General features: G+C 67.9%; 9 protein-coding genes and 1 tRNA gene. 7 read left to right on the top strand and 3 right to left on the bottom strand.

Annotated elements, in window-relative coordinates; translation table 11 throughout:
• Window positions 1–12 precede the first annotated feature (12 nt).
• Both OK349_RS07280 and OK349_RS07285 read right to left on the bottom strand, forming a co-directional pair.
• A complete protein-coding gene (locus tag OK349_RS07280) occupies window positions 13–9,396 on the bottom strand; it encodes a hypothetical protein (protein WP_265117151.1) in 9,384 nt (3,127 codons plus the stop codon).
• A gap of 174 nt (window positions 9,397–9,570) precedes the next feature.
• Window positions 9,571–10,101, bottom strand: coding sequence for a hypothetical protein (locus OK349_RS07285; protein ID WP_265117152.1), 531 nt, complete (start codon window positions 10,099–10,101; stop codon window positions 9,571–9,573).
• A 676-nt stretch (window positions 10,102–10,777) separates the two neighbouring features.
• On the opposite strand from OK349_RS07285, the gene OK349_RS07290 reads away from it, so the two are divergent.
• Genes OK349_RS07290 through OK349_RS07310 form a run of 5 tightly spaced genes read left to right on the top strand, consistent with a single transcriptional unit; the run spans window position 10,778 to window position 18,552 of the window.
• Window positions 10,778–11,959 carry an efflux RND transporter periplasmic adaptor subunit gene (locus OK349_RS07290; protein WP_265117153.1) on the top strand — a complete coding sequence of 394 codons (1,182 nt, stop codon included), beginning with the start codon at window positions 10,778–10,780 and terminating at the stop codon, window positions 11,957–11,959.
• Window positions 11,956–15,102: an efflux RND transporter permease subunit gene (locus OK349_RS07295; protein ID WP_265117154.1), complete on the top strand. Its 3,147-nt coding sequence runs from the start codon at window positions 11,956–11,958 to the stop codon at window positions 15,100–15,102. Before OK349_RS07290 ends, OK349_RS07295 begins: the two co-directional genes overlap by 4 nt.
• Complete coding sequence (locus OK349_RS07300) at window positions 15,099–16,496, top strand: efflux transporter outer membrane subunit (protein WP_265117155.1); 1,398 nt, start codon at window positions 15,099–15,101, stop codon at window positions 16,494–16,496. The genes OK349_RS07295 and OK349_RS07300 overlap by 4 nt, the downstream gene beginning before the upstream one ends.
• Complete coding sequence (locus OK349_RS07305; protein ID WP_265117156.1) at window positions 16,493–17,176, top strand: heavy metal response regulator transcription factor; 684 nt, start codon at window positions 16,493–16,495, stop codon at window positions 17,174–17,176. The genes OK349_RS07300 and OK349_RS07305 overlap by 4 nt, the downstream gene beginning before the upstream one ends.
• Window positions 17,176–18,552: a heavy metal sensor histidine kinase gene (locus OK349_RS07310; protein ID WP_265117157.1), complete on the top strand. Its 1,377-nt coding sequence runs from the start codon at window positions 17,176–17,178 to the stop codon at window positions 18,550–18,552. The genes OK349_RS07305 and OK349_RS07310 overlap by 1 nt, the downstream gene beginning before the upstream one ends.
• Before the next feature lie 12 nt (window positions 18,553–18,564).
• Here the strand turns inward: OK349_RS07310 and OK349_RS07315 are convergent.
• A tRNA-Thr gene (locus OK349_RS07315) sits at window positions 18,565–18,640 on the bottom strand.
• 167 nt (window positions 18,641–18,807) lie between these two features.
• Between OK349_RS07315 and OK349_RS07320 the strand changes: the two genes are divergently transcribed.
• Window positions 18,808–20,082, top strand: a complete 1,275-nt coding sequence (locus OK349_RS07320; RefSeq protein ID WP_265117158.1) for a PAS domain-containing protein — start codon at window positions 18,808–18,810, stop codon at window positions 20,080–20,082.
• Window positions 20,083–20,237: 155 nt separating this feature from the next.
• Window positions 20,238–24,851 carry an NAD-glutamate dehydrogenase gene (locus tag OK349_RS07325; RefSeq protein WP_265117159.1) on the top strand — a complete coding sequence of 1,538 codons (4,614 nt, stop codon included), beginning with the start codon at window positions 20,238–20,240 and terminating at the stop codon, window positions 24,849–24,851.
• The last annotated feature ends 65 nt before the right edge of the window (window positions 24,852–24,916 follow it).

Here is a 24,916-nt window from a genome sequence, read left to right on the forward strand (position 1 = left end):
GGTTGGCGAGGATCAGAACTGAAAGCCGACGCCGACATTGGCGCCGACATGCTCCTGCGTATCGTAGGTGGCGCCCGCCTTGATGACCGTCTTGCCGTCATCCATCACCCGTGACAGGCCAAGCGCGAAGGCGGATTGCCCGCGATAGGTGCCTGCGCCGAAGGCGAGCATCCCGCGACCGGGCTCGAACGCCTGCGGCATGCCCGCTGCGGCGAGCGCGCCCGCGGTTCCGGCACTGGCATCGCGCTGGACCTGCGCGAGGTCATACTGGAGCCCTGCGACCTTCGCGTCGGTATAGTCGTTGGCGGACTTGAGCGTCGTGGCGAGGCCGTCGTTAAGCTGCTGGACGTTGACCGCGTCGGTCGCCGCCACCCCCGCCGCGACATTGTGCAGCGTGGTCGCCGCTCCGCCCGGATTGAAGGTCACCGCGTTGCCGGCGGCGTCATATTGCACCGAATTATTGGCGAGCTGCTGCACCTGGTGGAGCTGCGAGCCGTTGACCGCGTCGGTCGAGGTAGCGTTCACCGCTCCCGCCGCAACGTTCTGGACCACGTTGCCGCCCATGTTGACCGTCGTGTTCTGCCCCACGGTGAGCCCGCCATTGGCGGTCACCATGCCGGCGAACGTCGGATTGTCGACGACCCCGACCTGGAGCTGGTTGCCGTTGAGCGTCACAACCGTGTTGGAGCCGGCGGTGACGTTGAGCGTGCCGTTCGACCCGATGTTGGTCGATGGACCGCCATTGGCCTGGATGTTCCAGCCGGCGCCGGCGGTCGCGTTGACTGCCTGCAGCGCATCATTGACGTTGTTGTAGGTGTTGCCGCCAATATTGAGCTGGGTGGTCACCGTGCCGGTGGTCGGGTCATAGGTCGAGCCGCCGCCGAAGCTGTTCGCGACGCTGTTGCCAAGGTTGGTGACGTTGCTCTCGACCGCGCCTACTCGATTGTCGACATTGGTCACGCGGTTGTCGAGGTTTGTCACCCGGTTGTCGACCGCCTGAAGCTGGCTGACGTTGACCGCGTCGGTCGGCGCAGATCCGGCCGCGACATTGGTGATCTTCCGCTCGGCACCCGCGCTGCCCACCGACACTTCACCGGCCGAATTCTGCGGTGTGGTGAGGCCATAGGCGGCATAACCGGCCTGAGAACCGACCGAGGTGGTCGATCCCGCGCCAAGCGCGACGCTGCCCGAATGCGTGGCATTGGCGCCCGGGCCGATCGCGATCGACTGGATGCCGTTGGCCTGGGCATTGGTGCCGAAGGCAATCGCGTCAGCCTGCGACACCTGCGCGTTCTGGCCGATCGCGGTGCCGCCCGGTGCGGTCGCCTGAACGATCGCGCCATTGCCCAAGCCGATGCCATTGTCGCCGTTGACCACCGTCCGCGGGCCGATCGCGACCGATTCCTGGCCGACCGCTAGCGAATCCACCGCCGTCGAATTGGCGTGGAAATATTGGATTGGCGTCACCGCGAACGAAGAGAGTGCGCCCGCCAACTGGCGGATCGTCACCGCATCCTGCGCCTGGGTGCCGTCGGCGACATTGGTGATCTGGCGATAGGCGCCGGCACTGCCTACCGAGACGGAACCGAGCAGGGTCTGGTCGGTCGTGTTGTACGGCACAAAGCCGGTGCTTGCCGGGAGCTGGCCGATGGCCGGCGCAAGCGCGCGATCCGCGACCGAGCCTGCGCCCAGCGCCAGCGATCCATCAATGGTCGCCTGGGCACCGCGGCCCAGCGCCACGGCATTGCCCGCGGAGGCGGTCGCCTGATAGCCGAGCGCGGTCGATCCTAGCCCTTGCGCAAACGCGTCGGTCGGCGCGAGGCCCGCCTCGTTGGTGCGGGCGTAGCGGATGCCGTCACCATTTGCGTCGGTGTAGGCTGTCGAGGTGTCGCCGGCGATGTTGTTGATCGCGTTGCCGAGGTTGGTGACGCTGCCCTCGACCGTGGTCACCCTGCCGTCGAGACTGGTGACCGTGTTGCCCAGCGTGGTGACCGTGTTGCCGAGATTTGTCACCGTGCCGCCGAGATTCGTCACCTGCGTGCCGAGGCTGTCGACTGCCTGGTTGGTGGCGAAGAGCTGCGAGCCGTTGATCGCGTCGGTCGAACTGCCATCGATCCGGCCGGCCGCGACATTGGTGATGGTGCGCTCGGCGCCCGCCGCGCCGACGCTGACCGTGCTGGTCGGCGTGGTGCCGGCGAAGGCATAGTTGGTGCCGTTGATGGTGGTGCCGGCCGTCGCCACCGCCACTCCGGTGGTCGAGCCATTGCCGAGCGCGATATCCCCCGCGTTGTTGGCGATCGCGTTTGGCCCGATCGCGACCGAATCCGTGCCTAGCGCCTGGCTGTCGGCCAGCACCGAGTTGGCGCGGAAATACTTGATGCCGCCGCCGCTGATAATGTTGGTGAGGTCGCCCTCGACCGTCGTCACGCGATTGTCGAGGTTGGTGACGTCGCCCTCGACGGTGGTCACCCGGCCATCCAGATTGGTGATCGCCTGATTGGTCGCGAACAGCTGCGAGCCGTTGACCGCCTCAGTCGACACCGCGGAGACTGCGCCATCGGCGAGGTTGGTGATGGTGGTGCCGGCCATGTTCAGGCCCGTGGCGTTGAAGACCTGGCCGCCTGACAGCGTCACGCTGTCGGCGATCAGATCCATGCTGGTGGCGATCGTCACATTGGAGCCGGTGCGTGTGATCTCGATGTTCTGACCGTCGACGAACTGGACCGTGCCGCCCGGCGCGACATTGGTCGCCGCATCACCGTTGGCCTGGATGTTCCAGCCCAGATTGGCCGTCGACGATACCGCCTGGAGCTGGCTGACGTTTACCGCATCGGTGCCGGCGACGCCGGCGGTCACACCGGTGATCCTGCCCGAACCGCCATCGTTGACGGTGACCGTGCCGAAGGTCGGCGCGTCGGCCATCTGGATGTTGATGGCGCCGGTCGCCGGATCGGTGACCGTCCTGATGTTGCCGCCCGAATAGGTGCCCGCCGTCGTGGCGGCACCCTGGATGGCGAGCGTCTGGCCCAGATCGCGATGGACGTTGCCCGCGCTGTTGTCGTTGCCGCTGAAGTTCATGCCCGTCGTGGTGACGCCGCCGGTCGCGTTGGTCAGCTGGCTGACATTGACCGCGTCGGTCGGGTTCACGCCCGCCGCGACATTGGTGATGGTGAGCCCCCCGGCATTGATGCCGGTGGTGGTCATGCTCGGACCGCCCGCAATGGTGAGGCCGCTGGTGTTGAGCACCGTGCCGCCCGCCGTCACGCTGTTGACGGTGATGTTGTCGGCGAGCTCGAAGGTGACGTTGTCGCTCGCGGCTGTTTTGCCGACCGTGATGTTGCCGTCGGTGTTGGCGAGGTCGACCGTGTCGCCCGGCGCGACGCTGCTGCCGTTCGCGCCCTGCGCGGTCAGCGTGAAGCCGCCGGCAACCGTGCCGGTGAGCGCCTCCACCGCCTGGTTGGTCGCGAAGAGCTGCGAGCCGTTGATCGCGTCGGTCGAGCTGCCGCTGATCCGGCCGGCCGCGACATTCTGGACCTGACGCTCGGCCCCGGCCGCGCCGACGCTCACCACCGCGCCCGCCGCGGGATTGCCGCCGGCGAAATTGTAGCTCGTGCCGTTGATCGTCGCACTCGGGATTGCGGTCGCCGCCGTCACGGTGCTGCCCGCACCCAGCGCCACCGCGCCGTCGAGACCCGCCGCCACGGTCACGTTGCTGCCGACCACGAAGCTGTTGTTCGAGTTGATCGTGTTGTTGTTGCCCAGCGCGTAGGAACCGTTGCCGTTGACGATGTTGGGATCGCCGATCGCGGCCGAGCCCACCCCGTTCACCACGTTGCCGGTGCCGATGCTGATCGAATTCAGCGCGTTCGCCTGCGCGCCATTGCCGATGGCGATGGCATTCGCGCCAGCGGCCACCGCGCTCGAACCCTGCGCGATGCTGTCGCCGCCGGTGGCTTCCGCGTTGAAGCCGAGCGCCACATCACGCGAGGTGGAGCCGTCGGTCGCGCCTGCTTGGGCACTGGTGCCAAGTGCGGTGGAGAGAAGGCCGGAAGCGGTCGCCTGATCGCCCGCCGCGAGGCTTGAGGGGCCGAGCGCACGCGCACGGCTGCCCAGCGCGGCGCTGAAGTCCGCGGCGCTGGCTTCGTTACCTACCGCGACGCTACCGCCGCCCGTCGTCGTCGAGGCGCGGCCGATCGCGACGTTGCTCGATCCGTTGGCGGTCGCGTTCGAGCCCATCGCGATCGACTCCGACAGCACGGCACGGGCATTCAAGCCCTGCGCGATGCTGTTGAGCGCCAGCGCCTGCGCGCCGGTACCGATGGCAATGGCGTTGGCGGTCCCGATCGCACTGCCGCTCGCGCCCGCCACGGCGTTGAGGCCCTGCGCGATCGAGCCATTGCCATAGGCATTGGCGACGGGACCGACCGCGATGCTGTCCGTGCCGGCTGCGTTCGAATCGGCGAGCGTCGAATTGGCGTGGAAATATTTGATGCCGCCGCCGGTGGTGATGTTGGTGATGGCACCCTCGACCGTCGTCACGCGGCCGTCGAGATTGGTGATGTCGGTGGTGTTCTGGTTCACCTGGGTGCCGAGGCTGTCGACCGCTTGGTTGGTCGCGAACAGCTGCGAGCCGTTGACCGCGTCGGTCGAGCTGCCATCGATGCGGCCCGCTGCGACATTGGTGATCGTCCGTTCCGCACCCACAGCGCCGACGCTCACCGTGCTGGTGGGCGTGGTGCCGGCAAAGACATAGTTGGTGCCGTTGATCGTCGCCCCGGCCGTCGCGACTGCCGCCGCCGTGGTCGACCCGGTGCCGAGCGCCACTGCATTCACGTCGTTTGCCGCAGCATTGGTGCCGATCGCGAGGCCGCCGACGGCGGTCACGCGCGTTCCGTAGCCGACGGCGGTGCCGTCGGTGACGTTCGCCTGGACATTCTGGCCGAGCGCGGTCGAGCGCGTGCCATTGGCCTGGGCGGTGGTGCCGAGCGCCGTGCCCGAGTTCCCGGCCTGGCTGTTGCGGCCGACCGCCGTGCTGTTCGAGCCGGTCGCGGTGGCGAGCGAGCCCAGCGCCGTCGCCTGCGGGCCGCTCGCGATGGCGCCGTCGCCGAGCGCGACGCTGTTCTGCGCAGTGGCCGCGGCATTGTTGCCGATCGCGACCTGGTTGATCCGGGTGAGATCGCCCGCATTGCCGGTGACCGCGCCCTGGCCGATGGCGATGCTGCCGCTGCTGATCGCGTGGCTGTTGAGGCCGATCGCCACGCCATTGGCATTGTCCGCCGCCGCGACCGGACCGATCGCGACCGAGTCAGTGCCAGTCGCGACCGAATCGGCCAGCACCGAATTGGCGTGGAAATATTTGATGCCGCCGCCGGTGGTGATGTTGGTGATGGCGCCCTCGACTGTCGTCACCCGCCCATCGAGATTGGTGATGTCGGTGGTGTTCTGGTTCACCTGCGTGCCGAGGCTGTCCACCGCCTGGTTGGTCGCGAAGAGCTGCGAGCCATTGATCGCATCGGTCGAGCTGCCGCTGATCCGGCCAGCGGCGACGTTGGTGATCGTCCGCTCCGCCCCGGCCGCGCCGACGCTGACCGTGCTGGTCGGCGTGGTGCCGGCGAAGGCATAGTTGGTGCCGTTGATCGTCGCGCCTCCCGTCGCCACCGCCGCCAGCGTCGTGCTGCCGGAACCGAGCGCGACATCGCCCGCGCTTGCCGTGGCGATCGCGCCATCGCCGATCGCGACATTGCCGGCGAGGCCGGCCGCGCCGGCGGTCGAGCCATTGCCGAGCGCGACGCTGCCCTGGCCGATCGCGCGGTTGTTGTTGCCAATCGCGACCGCGCCATTGGCCTGGTTCGCGGCGGTGGCCGTCGCGGTCCCGTCGCTGTTGGCGATGTTGTTCGCGCCGCCGGTGAAGGCGCCGGTGCCGCTGGCAAAGCTCGGGTCGCCGATCGACACCGCGCCGTCGCCGAACGCGGTGTTGGAGCGCCCGATCGCCACCGCGCCGCCTGCGGCGGTGCCGGCATTGGCCGTGCTCAGATTGCCGATGGCAACGTTCGCGCCGGTCGCGCCCGTGGTGGCGGTGTCGCCCAAGGCTACCGAGGAGGCGCTGCCGACCGTGGACCTGTTGCCCATGGCAACCGAATTCTGGAACGCAGCGACCGTGTTCTGGCCGATGGCGATGGCGCGTGCTGCGGTTGCGGAGGCTGGAGCACCGGTGGGCACGGTTCCGCCACCACCACCAATGGCGATGGCCCCGATGCCCGTTGCGCTCGCGCCTCCTCCCGCTCCCGTTGTCCCGCCACCGATGGCGATGGCATAGGAGGTGGTTCCCGACGCCAACCTACCGAACGCGATCGAGTTTACGCCAGTCGCAGCGGCTTGCGTGCCGACCGCCGTCGAGCCGCTCTGGCCGGTGCGCGCCGAAAAACCAATCGCAACCGCCTCAGCGTCAGCACCCGAGTTTTGATTGAAAGCACCGTTGCCGATGGCGACACTATTCGCTGTCTGCGAAGCCGCATTCAGGCCCATGGCGATCGAAGTCGCCCCGGTCGAGCTGCTCGACCGGCCGATCGCGATCGTGTCCACCTGAGTGGCGTTCGATTGGCCGCCGAGCGCGATGGCATTGGCGGCTGCCGCATTCGCGCCAGCGGTCGCGTTGCCGCCGAGCGCGAGCGCGCCCGCGCCCGAGGCGCGAACGGCCGTCGCGGCGCTCACGCCGCCACTGCCTAGCGCCGTCGCATAGGTGCCGCTTGCCTGGGCAAGTGCGCCGAGGGCCGAGGACCGTTCGGCGCTCGCAACAGCTTGCATACCGAGTGCCGAGGATGCCACCCCGGATGCCGCGGACTGGAAACCGACCGCGAGTGCGAAGTCGTTTGTGGCGCTGGTGCCTCCGCCGATGGCGGTACCCGCTGTGGTCGCTCGGGTATTATCGCCATAAGCTGTCGCGAAGTCGCCAAGGGCTTGCGCCCCGCTGCCCGACGCAATCGCGCGGCCACCCGTCGCGCTGGCATTGGTGCCAATGGCCACGGACAGGCCGCCCGTCGCCCCATTGTTGTTGTAGTTCCCGGTGATGGTACCACCGTCGTTGACGCTGTAATAATGGCTGGCCGCGCCCGCGATCGCCGCCGAAAGCGCCTGATTGGTCGCGAAGAGCTGCGAGCCGTTGACCGCATCGGTCGAGCTGCCGCTGATCCGCCCGGCGGCGACATTGGTAATGGTGCGTTCGTTGCCCAGGCTGCCGACGCTCACCGTGCTGGTCGGCGCCGTACCCGCAAAGGCGTAGTTCGTGCCGCCGAGTGTCACGCCGGTGGTGCCAACCGCCACTGCGGTGACCGAGCCCGAGCCCAGCGCCACGTCGCGCGCATTGTTGGCGACCGCGGTGTCGCCGAACGCCACCGCGCCCGCCGCCAGCGCACTGCTGGTGCTGCCGATCGCGACCGAGCCCTGGCCGACGACATTGTTCTGATAGCCGATGCCGACCGCGCCCTGTGCGGCGGTGCCGGGCGTGCTCACCGCCTGCCCGCCGCCGCCGACCATGTTGGTGTTGCCCATCGCGACCGAGCCGTTTCCGGTCGCGGTGTTGTCGAGACCGCTCGCCACCGCGCCGTTGCCGCTCGCGGTGTTGGGATCGCCGATCGCCACCGCGCCGTTGCCGCTGGCGAGGTTGCCCGCGCCAATGGCGACCGCCCGGCCGCCGGTGGCGGTCGAGCCCGTACCGATGGCGACGGCGTCGGCCGAATTGGCGACGGCGTTCGTTCCGGCAGCGATCGCATTCTGGGCGCTCGCGTTCGCGGTGTCGCCCACGGCCAGCGCGCTCGCTCCGCTCGCCAATGCGCTAACCCCCAGCGCGGTCGAGCGCCCGAGGGTCGCGCGAGCGCCGTTGCCGAGCGCTACGGCGGCAATGTCCGTACCTTGGGCGCCCGACCCAATTGCGACCGAGCCACTTGCGCTCGACACGGCAGCATTGCCCAGTGCTAGGGCGAAGTTGCCCGAAGCGTCTGCGTTGGGACCGAGCGTTGCCGAGCTTGTGCCCGACGCACGGGAATTTACCCCGATCGCAACGGCGAACTGGGCCGATGCCACGCTTTGGCGTCCGATCGCGGTGGCGTCGGCCACGTTTGCCGTCACATCCGTGCCGATGGCGATAGCGCTCTCAGCGAGAGCACCCGTTCCGGCGCCGGTGCGTCCGCCCAGATAGATGGCGTTCACGCCGGTGGCGGTTGCTCCAAAGCCAATGGCAGCGCCGTTGGTCTGGGTGGCTCGAGCATTATGGCCAATCGATGTCGTGCCGTTGGCGGCGACGCCGATACCGGCATTGGTTCCGATCGCGACGTTGTCGCTACCCGTGACCAGGCTGCCTGCTGAGGCGGAAAGCGTAGCGTCGTAGGCGACGGTACCGTCGCCGGTTCCCATGGCGACGTTGCGCGTGCCCGTGACGCCGGAACCGGCACCTCTCAGGACGCTTGCGACGCCCCCGCCGACGGCAGTATTCTGTCCGCCGCTGACGAGCGTGCCGGCCGCAATGCCCACCGCAACCGAGCTGGCGTTGGCGGCGGTGGATCCGGCGCCGGCACCCTGACCGACAGCAACGGTGCTCGTGCCGATGGCCAAGGCCTGCGCTCCAAGTGCGAGCGCGCTGTTACCGGTCGCCCGGGCGCCATTGCCGACGGCGGTGGCTGCACTATCTGTCGCCTGACTCAAGCTGCCGATAGCGACAGAATTGGTGCTGGTTGCCTGGCTCGACACGCCGACGGCCGTGGCGGCGGCGGCGGCAGTGGCCGTGGAGCCGATGGCCGTCCCATTGGCGCCGCTTGCAGTGCTGTTGACACCAAAGGCCGATGCTCCATCCGCAATGGCGCGGGCGTTTCCGCCTACGGCGAGCGCGTTGACGCCGGTCGCGTTCGCGAAGACACCGATGCCTATGGCGTTGAGGCCATTGGCACCCATCGCATAACCGATGGCGATCGAAGCATTGCCCGTTGCGGTAGCAGAGGTGCCGATCGCCACGCCGTTGTCGCCATTCACATTGGCATTATTGCCCATTGCGGTTGAGGCGGAACCGGTAGCGTCGCTGGCACAACCGATAGCAACGCTTTGATTCCCAGCAGAAGGACTGGTGCAGTTGGCGGTGTTGGTGGAAACCCCATTGCCGATAACGGTCTGCCCGAACGCCGCCTGCGGCGCCATGATCCCCGCGGCAAGCAATGCACCGGCTATCCCGCCACCACCACCGAGTGCGCCGAGTCCCAGTCCATCGCGCTTCAGCCCCAGCACGCGATGTGCGCGGCGCAGCACGGCCATCACCCGGCGCCGCTGCGTCCAGCTCGCGCCTTCCGCACCGATGACCCAGTTCGCAGCAAAGTGGTTGCGACGAACATTCTGCGACTCATATCCAGTCATGCCACTTCCCTTTGTTGAACTGGCCACGGCGACCCGGCCGGTGGCCCAATACGAGCAGACACAGCTTTCCCGTCGCCTCGGCACACGAGAACGCCTTCACGATTCAGCTATTCAAATTCGCTCTGGTGGAGCGAGCCGTGCGACGCGCCTCAGCGCAGCGCGGCTCGCCCGGCATCACCCGACGTCGGCACCCCGCGCGACGGTGACCACCACGCAGCTGTTGCCGCTGGAGATCAGCATCGCCTGGCCCTGGTTGCCGCCGAGAATGTAGAGCGGCACGCCGGATAGCGATCCCGCCGCGGTGCTGCCCGCCGGCAGCTGGCCGACGACATCCTTGCAGGCGCGTTGGAACGGTGCGACGCGCACTAGCTGCCCTTCGCACTTGGTGCCGACCGGCGCAGCGATCACGACGCCGGCCGCCTGAGCGGCGTAGCCTGGCGTGTTGTAGGCCATGCCGACCACGCCCTGCACGCCATGCCCGTCCGCAACCGCAGCCGCGCCGCCGGCCTGCGTCACGACGGTGTAGGCGGCGCCATTGGAGACCGTGTTACCCAGCGCTGCGAAGAGGTTGGCGCACCGGCGCACGCCCAGCTTGCCGGCCTGCTCCTGAAAGACGTTCGCGGCGGGCGCTTTCGCCGCCTGTTGCGACTGCGCGACGACCTGGCCGCTGCCGGCAAGAACCGCGATAAGTGTGACCGCTATCAATCGCGAAGGACGACCACGGCTAGTTGCCGTTCGTTGACCTTCAGCGCGCTCAGAATGATCGATCATGCGCACGACCCCTATTTATCGGTTAAGCATGGGCGCTGAGAGATATAACTCTAGTTTAACTATTAACCTCTGCAGAACCTGCGAGCGAATCCGCCCAAGAGCTGAAGATACGGAAGATGTTGACGATTTCAAGATGAATGCATGTTCATCCAGCGCTATTCAATTCTAATGGAAAAGTAACCATGGAAATGAGTTAAGTATTTACTATAGAGATAATTGTTATTCATTCTGTAACTATGTTTTCAAGCGATATTATCCTATGTTAATTATAAGATACTATCTGGTTAATTGCACTTAACCATCAAATCTTTAAGCATAAATGACTTTCTTTAATAGCTACACGTAATATAATATTTATTGCCGTTGAAGCTCATAGCACATTCAACTGCGTTTGATCATTCATCCGGCTCATTGTATCCCCACCGCTGGAATGCCGGTCGGCTTCCGCTGAAGAATAGATTCAAATTAGACTATTGAGCGGGCCGCGTTCGTTGCGCCGCTATCGTTCCCGAAAGCCCCCTCCGACGTCACGGAGCAGAGCAAGTTTCCCTGACCAAATTGTCATGTTGACGTCAGCGTTCTGACGGGCGCGCGCATCTAGCGGTACGGCATGACCGATACCGCAACGCTGCTCCAGTTCGCCCGCGCTCGACGCAAGCCGGCCCTTCTTGTCGGAGGTGTGGGCCTGCTCGCCCTGGCCGCGCTCGCCTATTCGGGCACCGGCCAGACCCAGCAGCAGCCCGCGGCGCAACCGCCCGTGCCCGTCCGCACCGTCGCCGCCGAACGGCGCGACGTGCGGCACGAAATCGAGGCGGTCGGCACCGTTGAATCGCTCCAGAATGTCGTGGTCCGCTCGCAGGTCGACGGCATCCTCACGCGACTGCATTTCGCCGAGGGCGACCTCGTCCGCCGCGGCCAGCTCCTCGCCACGATCGACGACCGCCCGCAGCGCGCCGCGCTCGAAGCGGCACAGGCGCAGCTCGCGCGTGACTCGGCGCAGTTGCGTGCCGCCGAGCTCGACCTGGCGCGTTACCAGAGCCTCGTCGCGCGCAACGCGATCTCGCAGCAGTTGGTCGACCAGCAGCGCGCGCAGGCCGATCAGCTGCGCGCGACCGTCCGCCTCGACAGCGCCAATGTCGACACCGCGCGCGTCAATCTCTCCTATACCCGCATCGTCTCGCCAGTGAGCGGCCGCGTCGGCATCCGGCGGGTCGACGCCGGCAACCTTGTCCGCACCAGCGATGCCGACGGCATCGTCTCGGTCGCGCAAGTCAATCCGATCTCGATCGTCTTCCCGGTCCCGCAATCGCGGCTCGCCGATCTGCGGACGAGCGCGCGCGATGCGCAGGGCGCAGTGGTCGAGGCCTATGACAGTGATGGCGGCGCGCTGCTCGGCACCGGCCGCATCACCGCCTTCGACAACGCGTTCGACACGCGCACCGGCACCGGACGCGTGCGCGCGCAATTCGCGAACGGCGCCGAGCGGCTCGCGCCCGGCGCGTTCGTCGCGGTGCGGATGCGCACCGGCCTGACCCCCGGCGCAGTGGTGCTGCCCGCAGTCGCCGTCCGCCCCGGCGTCGAGGGGCATTTCGTCTATCGGGTGACCAACGGCACGGTGAAGCGAGTCCCCGTCACCCTCGGCTACACCAATGACGAGGTCGCCGTGGTTGCGCGCGGCATCGCGCCCGGCAACGTCATCGTGCGCGACGGCTTCTCGCGGCTGCGCGACGGGGCGAAGGTCACCATTGCAGATACTGGCGCAGGCACTGGCACGGCGGGGGCCGGCCAATGAGCGAGGCCGCTCTTCCCGCCGCAGATGCGCCGCGGCCCGGCTTCGCCACATGGTTCATCCACCACCCCGTCGCCACCGCGCTGATGACGCTGGCCGCCGTGCTCCTTGGCCTGTTCGCTTTCACCAACCTCCCCGTCGCGCCGCTGCCCGAAGCCGATTTCCCGACGATCCAGGTCAGCGCCAGCCTGCCCGGCGCCAGCCCCGAGACGATGGCGTCCTCGGTCGCCACTCCGCTCGAAGTGGCGTTCACCGGCATCCCCGGCGTCACCGAGATGACCTCGACCAGCGCGCTCGGCCAGACTAGCATCACCATCCAGTTCACCCTCACCCGCGATATCGATGCGGCGGCGCAGGAGATTCAGGCGGCGATCAACAGCGTCGCCGGGCGCCTGCCGAGCGACCTTCCCAACCTCCCCACCTGGCGCAAGGTCAACCCGACCGACAGCCCGGTGCTGGTGCTCAGCGCCACCTCCGACGAAATGCCGCTGACCGAACTCAGCGACTTGATCGATACCCAGCTCGCGCGTCAGATCAGCCAGATCGACGGCGTCGCGCAGGTCAACATCGCCGGCCAGAACAAGCCCTCGATCCGCGTCCGCGCCCAGCCCGACCGGCTCGCCGCCTATGGCGTCAGCATGGCCGATATCCGTGCGGCGGTGCAGGGTTCGAACGTCAACCTCGCCAAGGGCGCGGTGTTCGGGCGCGATACGGTCGCGACGTTCGAGGCGAACGACCAGCTCTTCACCCCGGCCGATTATGGCCAGATCGTCGTGGCCTGGCGCGACGGCGCGCCGATCCGCCTGCAGGACGTCGCCGAGGTCAGCATCGGCGCGGAGAACAGCTATGTCGGCGCCTTCCCCAACGGCAAGCCAGGTCTCGGCATCATCATCATGCGCCAGCCGGGCGCAAACGTCGTGCGCATCGCGGACGCCATTCAGGCGGCGCTCCCGCGCCTGACCGCATCGCTGCCGGCCAGCGTCGAAGTGTCGGTGCTCAACGATCGCACGCGCACGATCCGTTCCTCGCTGCACGAGGTGGAGCTGACGCTTGCGATCACGCTCGCGCTGGTCGTGCTCGTCATGGGGCTGTTCCTGCGCCAGGTTTCGGCGACGCTGATCGTCGCCGCGGTGCTCGGCGTCTCGGTGATCGCGACCTTCGCGGCGATGTACCTGCTCGGTTTCAGCCTCAACAATCTGACGCTGGTGGCGCTGGTCATCGCGGTGGGCTTCGTCGTCGACGACGCGATCGTCGTGGTCGAGAACATCCATCGCCACATGGAGATGGGCAAGACCGCGATGCGCGCCGCGATCGAGGGCGCGCGCGAGATCGGCTTCACCGTGGTCTCGATCACCTTCTCGCTCATCGCCGCCTTCATCCCGCTGCTGTTCATGGGCGGCGTGATCGGCCGGCTGTTCCGCGAATTTTCGCTGACGGTCACCGTCTCGCTGCTGATCTCGGTGATCGCCTCGCTCACGCTCGCGCCAATGCTGTGCGCACGCTACCTCAAGTCGCCGGCGCACACGGCTGAAAGCGGCAAACGGCGCTTCACCGACCGGCTGATCGACGGCTATGGCCGCGCGCTCAAATGGACGCTGACGCGCCAGAAAATGATGCTGCTCGGCTTCGCGGCGACGATCGGCGCGGCGGTCGCGAGCTATGCCTATATCCCCAAGGGCTTCTTCCCGCTCCAGGACACCGCCTTCATCATCGGGCAGACGCTCGCGGCCGAGGATATCTCCTACGCGGACATGCGCGCCAAGCATGAAGCGATCGCGGCGATCGTCGCCAAGGATCCGGCGGTGCAGCAGTTCAGCCACGCGATCGGAACCACCGGCGGAAGCCAGTCGCTCGCCAATGGCCGCGTGTGGATCGTGCTCAAGGACCGCGGCGACCGCGACGTCTCGTCCGAAGGCCTGATCGCGCGCCTGCGCCCGCAGTTCGCGCGCATCCCGGGGATCACCGTCTCATTGCGCTCGGCGCAGGACATCAACATCGGCGCGGGCGGCGGCGCCGGGCAATATTCCTATGTGCTCAAGTCGACCGACACGCGCGAGATGGCGCGCTGGGCGGCCCAGATGACGCAGGCCATGTCCCAGTCGCCGCTGTTCCGCGATGTCCGCAACGACGTCCAGCTCGGCGCGCGCATGCAGGGGATCACGATCGATCGTGCCGCCGCCGCGCGCTACGGGCTCAGCGTCGATGCGATCGACCAGGCATTCTACGACAGCTTCGGCCAGCGCCAGATCAGTGAGTTCCAGACCCAGGCGAACCAGTATCGCGTGGTGCTGGAGGCCGATCCGTCGCGCTATGCCCGGGTCGCCAGCCTCGACACGATGTTCCTGCGCTCGCCCATCACCAATGCGATGGTCCCGCTCTCGGCGGTCGCGAAGATCGACACGCAACGCGCCGGGCCGCTCTCGATCGGGCGCCACGGCCTCTCGCCTGCGGCCAATATCAGCTTCAACCTGCCCCAGGGCGTGGCGCTGGGCGACGCGATGGCCGGGATCGAACGCATCCGGCAGGAGATCGGCGTTCCGCCGTCGGTCACCGGCGCCGCGCAGGGCTCGGCCCAGGCCTTCACGGACTCGCTCGCGACCCAGCCGCTGCTGATCCTCGCGGCGCTGATCGCGGTCTATATCATCCTCGGCATTCTCTATGAGAGCTTCTCGACCCCGCTCACCATCCTCTCGACGCTGCCCTCGGCCGGCCTCGGCGCGGTGCTGATGCTGTGGCTGTTCGGGCTCGATTTCTCGATCATGGCGCTGATCGGCGTGATCCTGCTCATCGGCATCGTCAAGAAGAACGGCATCCTCATGGTCGACTTCGCGCTCGATGCGCAGCGCAAGCGCGGGATCTCGCCCGAGGAAGCGATCTACGAGGCGGCGATCACCCGCTTCCGTCCGATCATCATGACGACGATCGCCGCCCTGCTCGCCGCGATCCCGCTGATGCTCGCCTTCGGCACCGGCGCCGAGCTCCGCCAGCCGCTGGGCGTCGCGGTGGTCGGCGGGCTCGTCATCAGCCAGGTCCTCACGCTCTTCTCCACCCCCGTCGTCTATCTGGCACTCGACCGTCTCTTCCACCGGGCACGGCCCGAAAAGGCGCCTCGCCTCAAGACCATGCTCGAAGGTGCCATGGCATGAACAGAAGCATCCTCCTTTCCCTCCCCCTCCTCGCCATTCTCGCCGGTTGCGCGCATACCCCCGCCGCAGTCCCCACTCCCAGCAATCTGCCTGCGCGCTGGGAAACGGCAACCCCGATGCCAACTGGCGAGATACCCGGCGCGTGGTGGTCGAGCTTCGGCGACCCCGTGCTCGACGGCCTGATCGACAGCGGACAGCAGCACAATGTCGATCTCCGCATCGCGGCGGAGCGCGTGATCGCCTCCCACGCGCTCCGCCGTGCCGCCACCGCCGGGTTCTTCCCTGAAATCAGCGCCGAAGCTGGCGTTTCCGCGGCCCGCCGCACCGCAGGCGATTCCGCCAGCGTCGGGCTCGGCGCGAGCTGGGAGCCTGATATTGGCGGGCGCCTGTCTGCCGCGGTCCGCGCCGCGCGCTCGGACGCCAGCGCCACCGCCGCCGATGCCGAGGCGGTCCGGCTGCTGCTGATCGAAGAGATCGCGCGCGCCTATATCGACTATCGCCTGCAGCGCGCACTGATCGCGCTGACTACGCGAACCGTCATGGCGCAGGAGGAAACGCTACGCATCACACGCGACCGCTTCGAATTCGGCATGGCCAGCGCGCTTGATGTCGAGCGTGCCTCGGCGCTGGTCTCGCAGACGCGCTCGGAGCATGCCGTGGCGAGCGAAGCAGCGGACGCGGATCGGTTCCGCCTCGCCTATCTGCTGTCGACGACGCCCGAAGACATCACGGCGCGGCTGGCCACCGGCGATGCAATTCCCGCCGCCGATCCGCTCGCGGTGCTGCGTTCGCCCGCCGATGTCCTCGCCGCGCGGCCCGATATCCGTGCAGCCGAGGCGCGCTATGCGGCGATGGCGGCGCGGCGCGACGGCACGGCGGGGCTTCGCCTGCCTTCGCTTTCGCTGTCGGGCCTGGTCGGCCTCGATGCGGGCGGGATCGGCAGCCTGCTCGACGGCGGGACAACGATCGCGTCGGTTGCCGCCGCGCTGGTTCTCCCGGTTCTCGATTTCGGACGGCGCCGTGCCGAGCTCGATGCGGCGGATTCGCAGCTGCGCGAGGCCGGGCTCGACTATGAGCGCGTCGTGCGCGGCGCGCTGCAGGAAACACAGACGGGCATCGTCTCCTATCTGCAGGGCCAGGTGCGCGAGCGCGAGCTTGGCCGGGCGATGGAGGCCGCACGGCGCGCGGCGGAGCTGTCGCAGCTCCAGTATCGCGAGGGCACGCTGTCGCAGCTCGAGGTTCTCGACGCCGCCCGAACCGTCTATCAGGCGGAGCGGGATCATGCTCGGGCGCTGGCGGACGTGTCGGCGCGGCTGGTCTCGCTCCACCGGCAGATGGGCGTCGCGCCCGCCGCGCCGGCCATGGCAAGCGGAGGCGGCGGCACGGGGCAGTGAAGATTCTGATCGTCGAGGACGAAACCAAGACCATCCACTATCTGCGCCGCGGCCTCGCGGAACAGGGCTACGCCGTCGATTATGCGACCGACGGCGAGGACGGGCTGCACCTTGCGTGCACCGGCGACTATGACGCGATCGTGCTCGACGTGATGCTGCCCAGGCTCGACGGCATTTCGCTACTCGCTGCGCTGCGCGTGGAACGCGATACGCCGGTGATCATGCTCACCGCCCGCGATACGGTCGATGACCGGCTGCGCGGACTCGGTGCGGGTGCGGACGACTATCTGGTCAAGCCCTTCTCCTTCCTCGAGCTGCTGGCCCGGCTGCAGGCGATCGTGCGCCGCGGCCGCGGGCAGGAGGCGACTCAGGTCCGGATCGCCGACCTGCATGTCGACCTCATCGCGCGGCGCGCGACGCGCGGGCGGCGGCGGCTCAACCTCACCGCGAAGGAGTTCGCGCTGCTCGCGCTGCTCGCGCGGCGGCGTTCGCAGATCGTGTCCAAGACGGTGATCACCGAGCTCGTCTGGGACATCAATTTCGATACCAACACCAATGTCGTAGAGGTCGCGATCAAGCGGCTTCGCGCCAAGCTCGAGGCGCCGGGCGAGGACAAGCTCCTGCACACCGTGCGCGGCATGGGCTATGTGCTCGAACCGCGCGACGAGGTGGCCGCGTGATGCCGCGTTCGATCGCCGGACGGCTGGCGCTGATGTTCGCGCTGGCGGTGACCGCAGTGTCGACGATCGCCGGCATCGCGCTGTTCACGTTCCAGTCGCAGCAGATCCAACACCACAAACGTGAGGAGCTGAGCGCGCGCTTCCAGATCGTCGAGCGGATGGTCAAGGATTCGACCTATGCCAGCAAATGGAAGATGATCTCGGGCAAGCTCCGGGACTTCACACCGCCGGACCGCAGCCTCTATTTCATCGTCGAGAGCCCCGACCCGCGCTTCGCCTTCCACTCCGGCGCCCTCGCCGGCGCGCAATGGAAGGGCCCGCGCGAAGGGTTCGGCAAGGCGATCATGCCCGATCGCAAGTACCTGACGCTCGCACGCACGATCCCCGCGGCTGGGGAGCGTCCCAAGGTCCGCCTCGTCATCGCGCTCGGCAGAAAATATGTCGACGAGACCGAGACCGGCCTCGCGATCGGCATCGCGGTCATGTCGCTCCTCGCCATCGTCGCGGTCGCCGCGCTCGGCTGGTGGATCGCCCGCCGCAGCCTGGCGTCGGTCGACCGGCTGTCCGAGCATGCGCGGCTGCTGAGCGCCGAGAATATGGCCCAGCGCCTGCCGACGGAGACCTTGCCCGCCGAGCTGTCGGGGCTGGTGCTGTCGCTCAACGACGCGCTCGATCGCGTCGCGGACAGCTATCAGCGGCTGTCGACCTTTAACGCCGATGTCGCGCACGAGCTGCGCACGCCGCTTGCCAACATGATCGGCGGCACCCAGGTCGCGCTGTCGCGCGACCGTCCGGTGCGCGAGCTCGAGGAGGTGCTCCAGTCCAACCTCGAAGAGCTCGACCGGATGCGCCGCATCGTCAACGACATGCTCTTTCTCGCGCGCGCCGACCAGGGCGAAGTGGCAGCGAACCTGACTGTCTGCTCGCTCGCCGAGGAAACGCGCAAGAGCGCGGAGTTCATGGCGCCCGTCATGGAAGAGGCTGGCGTCACGCTGCAGATCGACGGCGATGCCGAGGTCCCGATCGAACGATCGCTGTTCGGGCGCGCGATAACCAACCTGCTCGACAATGCCGTGCTTCACGGCGAAACCCCGGGCCGGGTTACCGTCACGATCGCCTACGAAGGAGATGCCGCGTCGATCGGCGTATCCAATCCCGGCGCGGCGATTGACCCCGCCCATCTCGACCGCATCTTCGACCGTTTCTACCGGATCGATCCCGCACGCTTTAACGGTGGCGAAAGTCATGGTTTCGGCTTGGCGCTCGTCAAGGCAGTTGCCCGCATGCACGGCGGATCGGTCTTTGCCCGGAATGAACCCGGGCGCATATGCATTGGCTTCACCGTGGCGCGCTCGATTGCGTCGGGCGGGGATTGACGATCAGGGAAATGGTGCCGCTTACAGGACTCGAACCTGTGACCCCCGCATTACGAATGCGATGCTCTACCAACTGAGCTAAAGCGGCATGCCCGGCGTACGCCGCCGGGGAAGGTGGCGGCGCTTACCAGCCTCTTTCCTAGCTGACAAGCGTTGCCGAGTGGTTGAGATACGACCTGGTCTTTACACAAGATTTACCATGGCAGGCGCAGACTCGGTCTGTTCGAGGGCATCAGCCCTCTGTGGAGCATGCGCATGGACACCCGCGGACTGGAAGACCGCCCCGAAACCGACCTCGAAGATGCCGGCGTCGGCGATTCGGGGAGTCGGCAGCACCGGATCGATATCGGCACCGACGAGCGCCGCATGCACGTGCGCGCCTATAATCACTGGGTCTCCCTGCTGCGCGGCCGCGCCTATCCCTCGATCGAGGATCTCAGCCCCGAGAATATCGCCGATTTCGGCCCGCACAGCGTGCTGCTCGACTTCAGCGCCGGCGTCGAGAATCCCGCGATCCGCTACCTCGGCGGCTCGCTGCGCGAAGAATGCGGCGTCACCAGCGACATCACCCATGTCGGCGAAGTGCCCAGCCGTTCGCTGCTCTCGCGCCTCACCGACCATTATCTCCAGATCATCGCCAACCGCGCGCCGATCGGCTTCGAGGCCGAGTTCGTCGGCCAGCGCGGGCACAATACCCTCTATCGCGGCATCCTGATGCCCTTCTCCTCGGACGAGGACACGATCGACTTCATCTATGGCGTGATCAATTGGAAGGAGATGGTCGACGCCGAGACCCAGGCGAAGCTCGAACGCGAATATGAGGAAGCGCGCCGCTCTGCGCCGCCGCCCCCCACCGCCACGCCGATCTGGGCCGATGGCCCCAGCGCGCCGATCACTGACGATCCCGAGCCCACGGTCCCGCATGACGATGTCGCCAGCATTCCCGAAACGCTCGCCGGCCGGCTGACTCTCGCGCGCGAGAGCGCCGCCGCCGCCCGCGCCGCCGACACGCGCAGCCGCGCCGCGCTCTACCGCGCGCTGTCGCGTGCCTATGATTTCGCATGCGCCGCCGAATCGGACGAGACCGGCTATGCCGAGCTGCTCGCCGAAGCCGCGATCACCGTTCAGGCGCGCGCGCCGATGACCGCCGCCGCCAAGCTCGTCTTCGGCGCCGACTATGACAAGACGCGCCTCACCGAGTTCGCCGCGGTGATGAGCAATGCCCGCCGCAACGACGTGCCCGAGGGCGGGCTCGACGCCTTCCTCACCGCCGAACCGGGCGGGATCAAGGCGATCGTCAAGGCCGAGCGCGCGCTGCGCAAGCCCGCGCCGCAGCCCGACATCTACGCCCGCGCCGCCGAAGAGCTGCGCAGCCGCCCGTCGCTCGCGCATGTCGAGATCGAGGCCGGCGACAACGAGTTCGTCCTGCTCCTCGCCCGCGCCGGGGATGACGGCATGCTCGATGTCGTCGCCAAGCTGGAAGACGATCCCGCGCTCGCCGAACGCCTGGTACGCAAAGCGGCGGCCTGACCGCATATCGCTTCCGAAACGGACGTAGCAAAGCCGCGCATCGCACGCAGCTTTGTGTCGGCTGCCACCGGTAACCCGGCAACTTCGTCTCAATTGTCACGGTGCAGTGCAGCAAGCCTTGAGCCGCGCCGCGTCCCGGCGCATAGCCCGGCGCCATGAGCAAGCCGATCAAGTCGCTCGCCGAGGCGTTGCAAGCGCGTCTCACCGATGGGGCCCTGCCGGGAGAGCTTGAGGGGTTCGGCAATGCCGAGCGCGCCGCCGCCGCCCGCTTCGTCGCGGAGGCCGCGGCCACCCGCGAGCCCGGCACCCCCGGCATCGCGCTCGAGACCGGCCTGGGGGAAGACAGCCGCGCGATGCGGCTCGCGGTCGTCAACGACGACATGCCGTTCCTGGTCGACTCGATCTCCGCGACGATCGCCGCGCACGACATCGCGATCCGCCGCGTGATCCACCCCGTCATCGCGGTCGAGCGGACCGGAGATGGCGCGCTCACGGGCATCGGAGCCGGCGGCACGCGCGAATCGATGGTCTATATGGAGCTGGAGCGTGCCGACGCGCGCGACCGCACCGGCCTGGTCCGCGATCTCGAACGCAATCTCGGCCATGTCCGCGCGGCCGTCACCGACTGGCCCGATCTGCGCCGCGCGATGAGCGAGGACGCCAACCGCATCGGCGATCCCGAGGGTGCCTCGCTGCTGCGCTGGTTCCAGGGCGGCAGCATGACGCTGGTCGGGCACGAGACCTGGCACCGCGACGCCGGCATCACCGATGCCGCGGGCATTTGCCGCATGACGCTCGACACGCCCTTGCTCGCCGACGCCTCGCGCAAGCTCGCGGTCGAGTGGTTCGAGAAGGGTGGGCAGCCGCCGTTGCTGCTCAAGTCCAACCTCATTTCCACCGTGCATCGCCGCGCCCCGCTCGACCTCGTGCTCGTGCCGCTGCGCGAGGGCGGCAAGATCACCGGGATCTCGATCCATGCCGGCCTGTGGACCAGCGCCGCGCTTCATTCGACGCCCGACGAGGTGCCGGTGCTGCGCGCGCGCCTGTCGGCGCTCGAGACCAAGTTCGGCTTCGATCCGCGCGGCCATACCGGCAAGGCGCTCGCACACGCACTGACCGGGCTGCCCCACGACCTCACCACCGCCTTCCCGCAGGAGGCACTGGAGCAGATCGCGCTCACCGCCATGTCGGTGACCGACCGGCCGCGCTCCAAGCTCATCCTGATTCGCAGCGCGCTCGGCCGCCATCTCTTCGCCTTTGTGTGGCTGCCCCGCGACGAGGTCTCGACGGGCCGCCGCGTCGCGATCGGCGAGATGCTCGAGCGCGAATCGAACGCAACCCAGATCAGCTGGTCGATCGCGCTCGAGGATGGGCCGGTCGCGCTGCTGCGCTACACGCTCGACCTGCGCGGCGAGGGCCGCATGCCCGACGCCGCCGCGCTCGATAACGAGCTCGAGCGGATGGTCCGCGGCTGGCTCCCCGCAGTCGAGAGCGCACTCGCCGAGGGCGGCATCGCCGCGGCACGCGCCGCGCGCCTCGCGCTGCGCTACGCCCCTGCTTTCCCGCTCGGCTATCGCAACGGCAACCCGCCCGAGGAGGCGGCGCGCGACATCGTCCGCATCGCCGGACTCGCGGACAGTGATGCGCGCTCGGTCCGTATCTTCGACCAGAATGGCAAGCTGCGCATCAAGCTCTACCGCCTCGGCGGCCCGCTGCCGCTGTCGGACGCGGTGCCGGTGTTCGAGAATTTCGGCTTCCGCGTGATCGAGGAAGTGCCGACCGCGCTCCCGGGCGACGCTGGCGCCTATATCCATGATTTCGAGGTCGCGCTCGCCGGCGGCGGCACGCTCAAGGGCGACACCGCGACGGTTGAGGACGCGATCGCCGCCGTCCTCGAAGGCCGATCGGAGAACGACGCCTTCAATCGCCTGATCGTCGAAGCGGGCTTGGCCCCGACTTCGGTGCTGCTGCTGCGCGCCTGGTTCCGCTATTTGCGCCAGACCGGCCTCGCCTATGGCCTGGTCACGGTGGTCGAGGCACTGCGCCGCGCGCCCGCCGTCGCCACCGCGCTGGTCGAGCGCTTCGCCGCCGCGCACGATCCCGCCCGCGCCAAGGGCAGCGCCGACGCGGTCAAGGCTGCCGATGCCGCCATCGCCGCCGGCCTCGACGCGGTCAGCGCGATCGACGATGACCGCATCCTGCGCGCCATCGCCGGCGTGATCCGCGCGACGCTGCGCACCAACGCCTTCGCCCCCGCGGCTGTAGAGGCGCTGGCCTTCAAACTCGACAGTGCGAAGGTGCCGAACCTGCCCGCCCCGCTCCCGTGGCGCGAAATCTGGGTGTACTCCCCTCGTGTCGAGGGCATCCACCTGCGCGCCGGCCCGGTCGCCCGCGGCGGCCTGCGCTGGTCCGACCGGCGCGACGATTTCCGCACCGAGATTCTCGGTCTCATGAAGGCGCAGCGCGTCAAGAACGCGGTGATCGTGCCGACCGGCGCCAAGGGCGGTTTCTATCCCAAACTGCTCCCCTCCCCCGTGCTCGACCGCGATGCGTGGTTCGAGGAGGGCAAGGAAAGCTACCGCATCTTCATCCGCTCGCTCCTGTCGGTCACCGACAACATCGTCTCGGGCAAGGTCGTCCATCCCGAGCAAGTCGCGATCCACGACGGCGAGGATCCCTATTTCGTCGTCGCGGCCGACAAGGGCACCGCGACCTTCTCCGACGTCGCCAACGCGATCGCGATCGACCGCGGCTTCTGGCTCGGCGACGCGTTCGCGAGCGGCGGTTCGGTCGGCTATGACCACAAGGCGATGGGCATCACCGCCAAGGGCGCGTGGGTCAGCGTCCAGCGCCACTTCCTCGAGATGGGCACCGACGTCCAGACGCAGAGCATCCGCGTCGCTGGCTGTGGCGACATGTCGGGCGATGTGTTCGGCAACGGGATGCTGCTGTCGCAGGCCATCAAGCTGGTCGCCGCGTTCGACCACCGCCACATCTTCCTCGATCCCGATCCCGATCCGGCGACAAGCTGGGCGGAACGCAGCCGCATGTTCGAGCTGCCGCGGTCGAGTTGGGCCGATTATGATCCGGCGCTGATCTCCAAGGGCGGCGGCGTGTTCGCGCGCACCGAGAAGGTGATCAAGCTCTCGCCGCAGGTGCGTGATGCGCTCGGCATCGAGGCCGAGGAGATCGAGCCGGGGACGCTCATCTCCGCGATCCTCAAGGCGCCGGTCGACCTCATCTGGTTCGGCGGCATCGGCACCTATGTGAAGGCCGCATCCGAGGCGCATGTCGAAGTCGGCGATCCCGCCAATGATCGCCTGCGCGTCAACGCCGAGGAGGTCCGCGCGCGAGCCATCGGTGAAGGTGCCAATCTCGGCGTGACGCAGGCTGCGCGCATCGCCTTCTCGCTGCGCGGCGGCCGCCTCAACACCGATTTCATCGACAATTCGGCCGGCGTCGACTGCTCGGACAATGAGGTCAACATCAAGATCGCGTTGAACCGCGAGGTGATCGAGGGCCGCCTCAAACTCGACGACCGCAATACGCTGCTCGCGGCGATGACCGACGACGTCGCGCACCTCGTACTCGAGGACAACCGCCTCCAGACGCTCGCATTGTCCTTCCTCGAGAATGACGGCCCGGTCGCGGTGCCGAGCTTCGTCCGCGTGATCGAGATCCTCGAAGCGTCGGGCCGGCTCGATCGCGTGGTCGAGGGGCTCGGCTCGAACGAGGATTATCTGCGCCGCGCGCAGGAAGGCCGCGGCCTCACCCGGCCCGAACTCGCGGTGCTGCTCGCCACCTCCAAGCTCGCGTTGCAGGATGCGATCGAGGATGGCGGCCTGGGCCTCGATCCCGAGCTCGAGCCCGATCTGATCGCCGCCTTCCCGCCGGCGATGCAGAAGAAATTCAAGAAGCCGATCGACGAGCATCGCCTGCGCGGTGAGATCGTCGCGACCAAACTCGCCAACCGCATCGTCAACCGACTCGGCGTGCTCCACCCGTTCGAGCTGGCCGAGGAGGAAGGCGCCTCGCTGCGCGACATCGCCGCGATGTTCGTCGTCGCCGAGCGCCTGTTCGGCCTCCCCGCGATCTGGGAAGCGATCGAGACCGCGCCGATCAGCGAGAGCGCACGCCTCGCCCTGCTCGACGAGGTCGCGGTCGCCACCCGCTCGCACATCGCCGACCTGCTCCGCATCTGCCGCCCGGGCGAAAGCCCCGGCGAGCTGATCGCGCGCCTCAAGCCCGGCATCGCCGCGCTCGACCGTCAGGCGCAGAAGCTGCTCAAGGAAGAGGCGCGCGCCCAATCGGGCCGCATCGCCGCCAAACTCGAGGGCGCCGGCGCGCCGCATGAGCTGGCCGCCAAGATCGTCCGCATCTTCGAGCTCGACGGCGCGGTCGGCCTCGCCGACCTCGGCCAGCGCCGCGGCATCGACGAGACCGAACTGACTCACGCCTTCACCCATCTCGGCCAGGAACTCGGCCTCGACTGGGCGCAGGCGGTGGCGGCGCGCATCGTCGCGGGCGACCCGTGGGAGCGGCTGCTGATCGCGGGCCTCGCGCGCGATTTCCAGCAGCTCCGCCTCGAATTCCTCGCCCGCGCCGAGGGCAAGGATCCGCGCGCCGACGTCGACACCTGGCTCGCCGCCCACGCCCCGCGCGTCGCGCAGTTCGCCGCCTTGGTCAGCCGCGCGCGCAAGGCGCCCAGTCCCAATGCCGCAATGCTCGCCCAGATCGCCGGCCAGGCACGCGTGCTGCTGGGGCGCTGACCGGGAGAGGCGCGATTAGGTAAACGGGCCCGGCGGGTGTAGGGCGGCGGCGCGCATATGCGTGC

It is taken from the genome of Sphingomonas sp. BT-65 (assembly GCF_026107375.2).
Taxonomy (GTDB): Bacteria; Pseudomonadota; Alphaproteobacteria; order Sphingomonadales; family Sphingomonadaceae; genus Sphingomonas.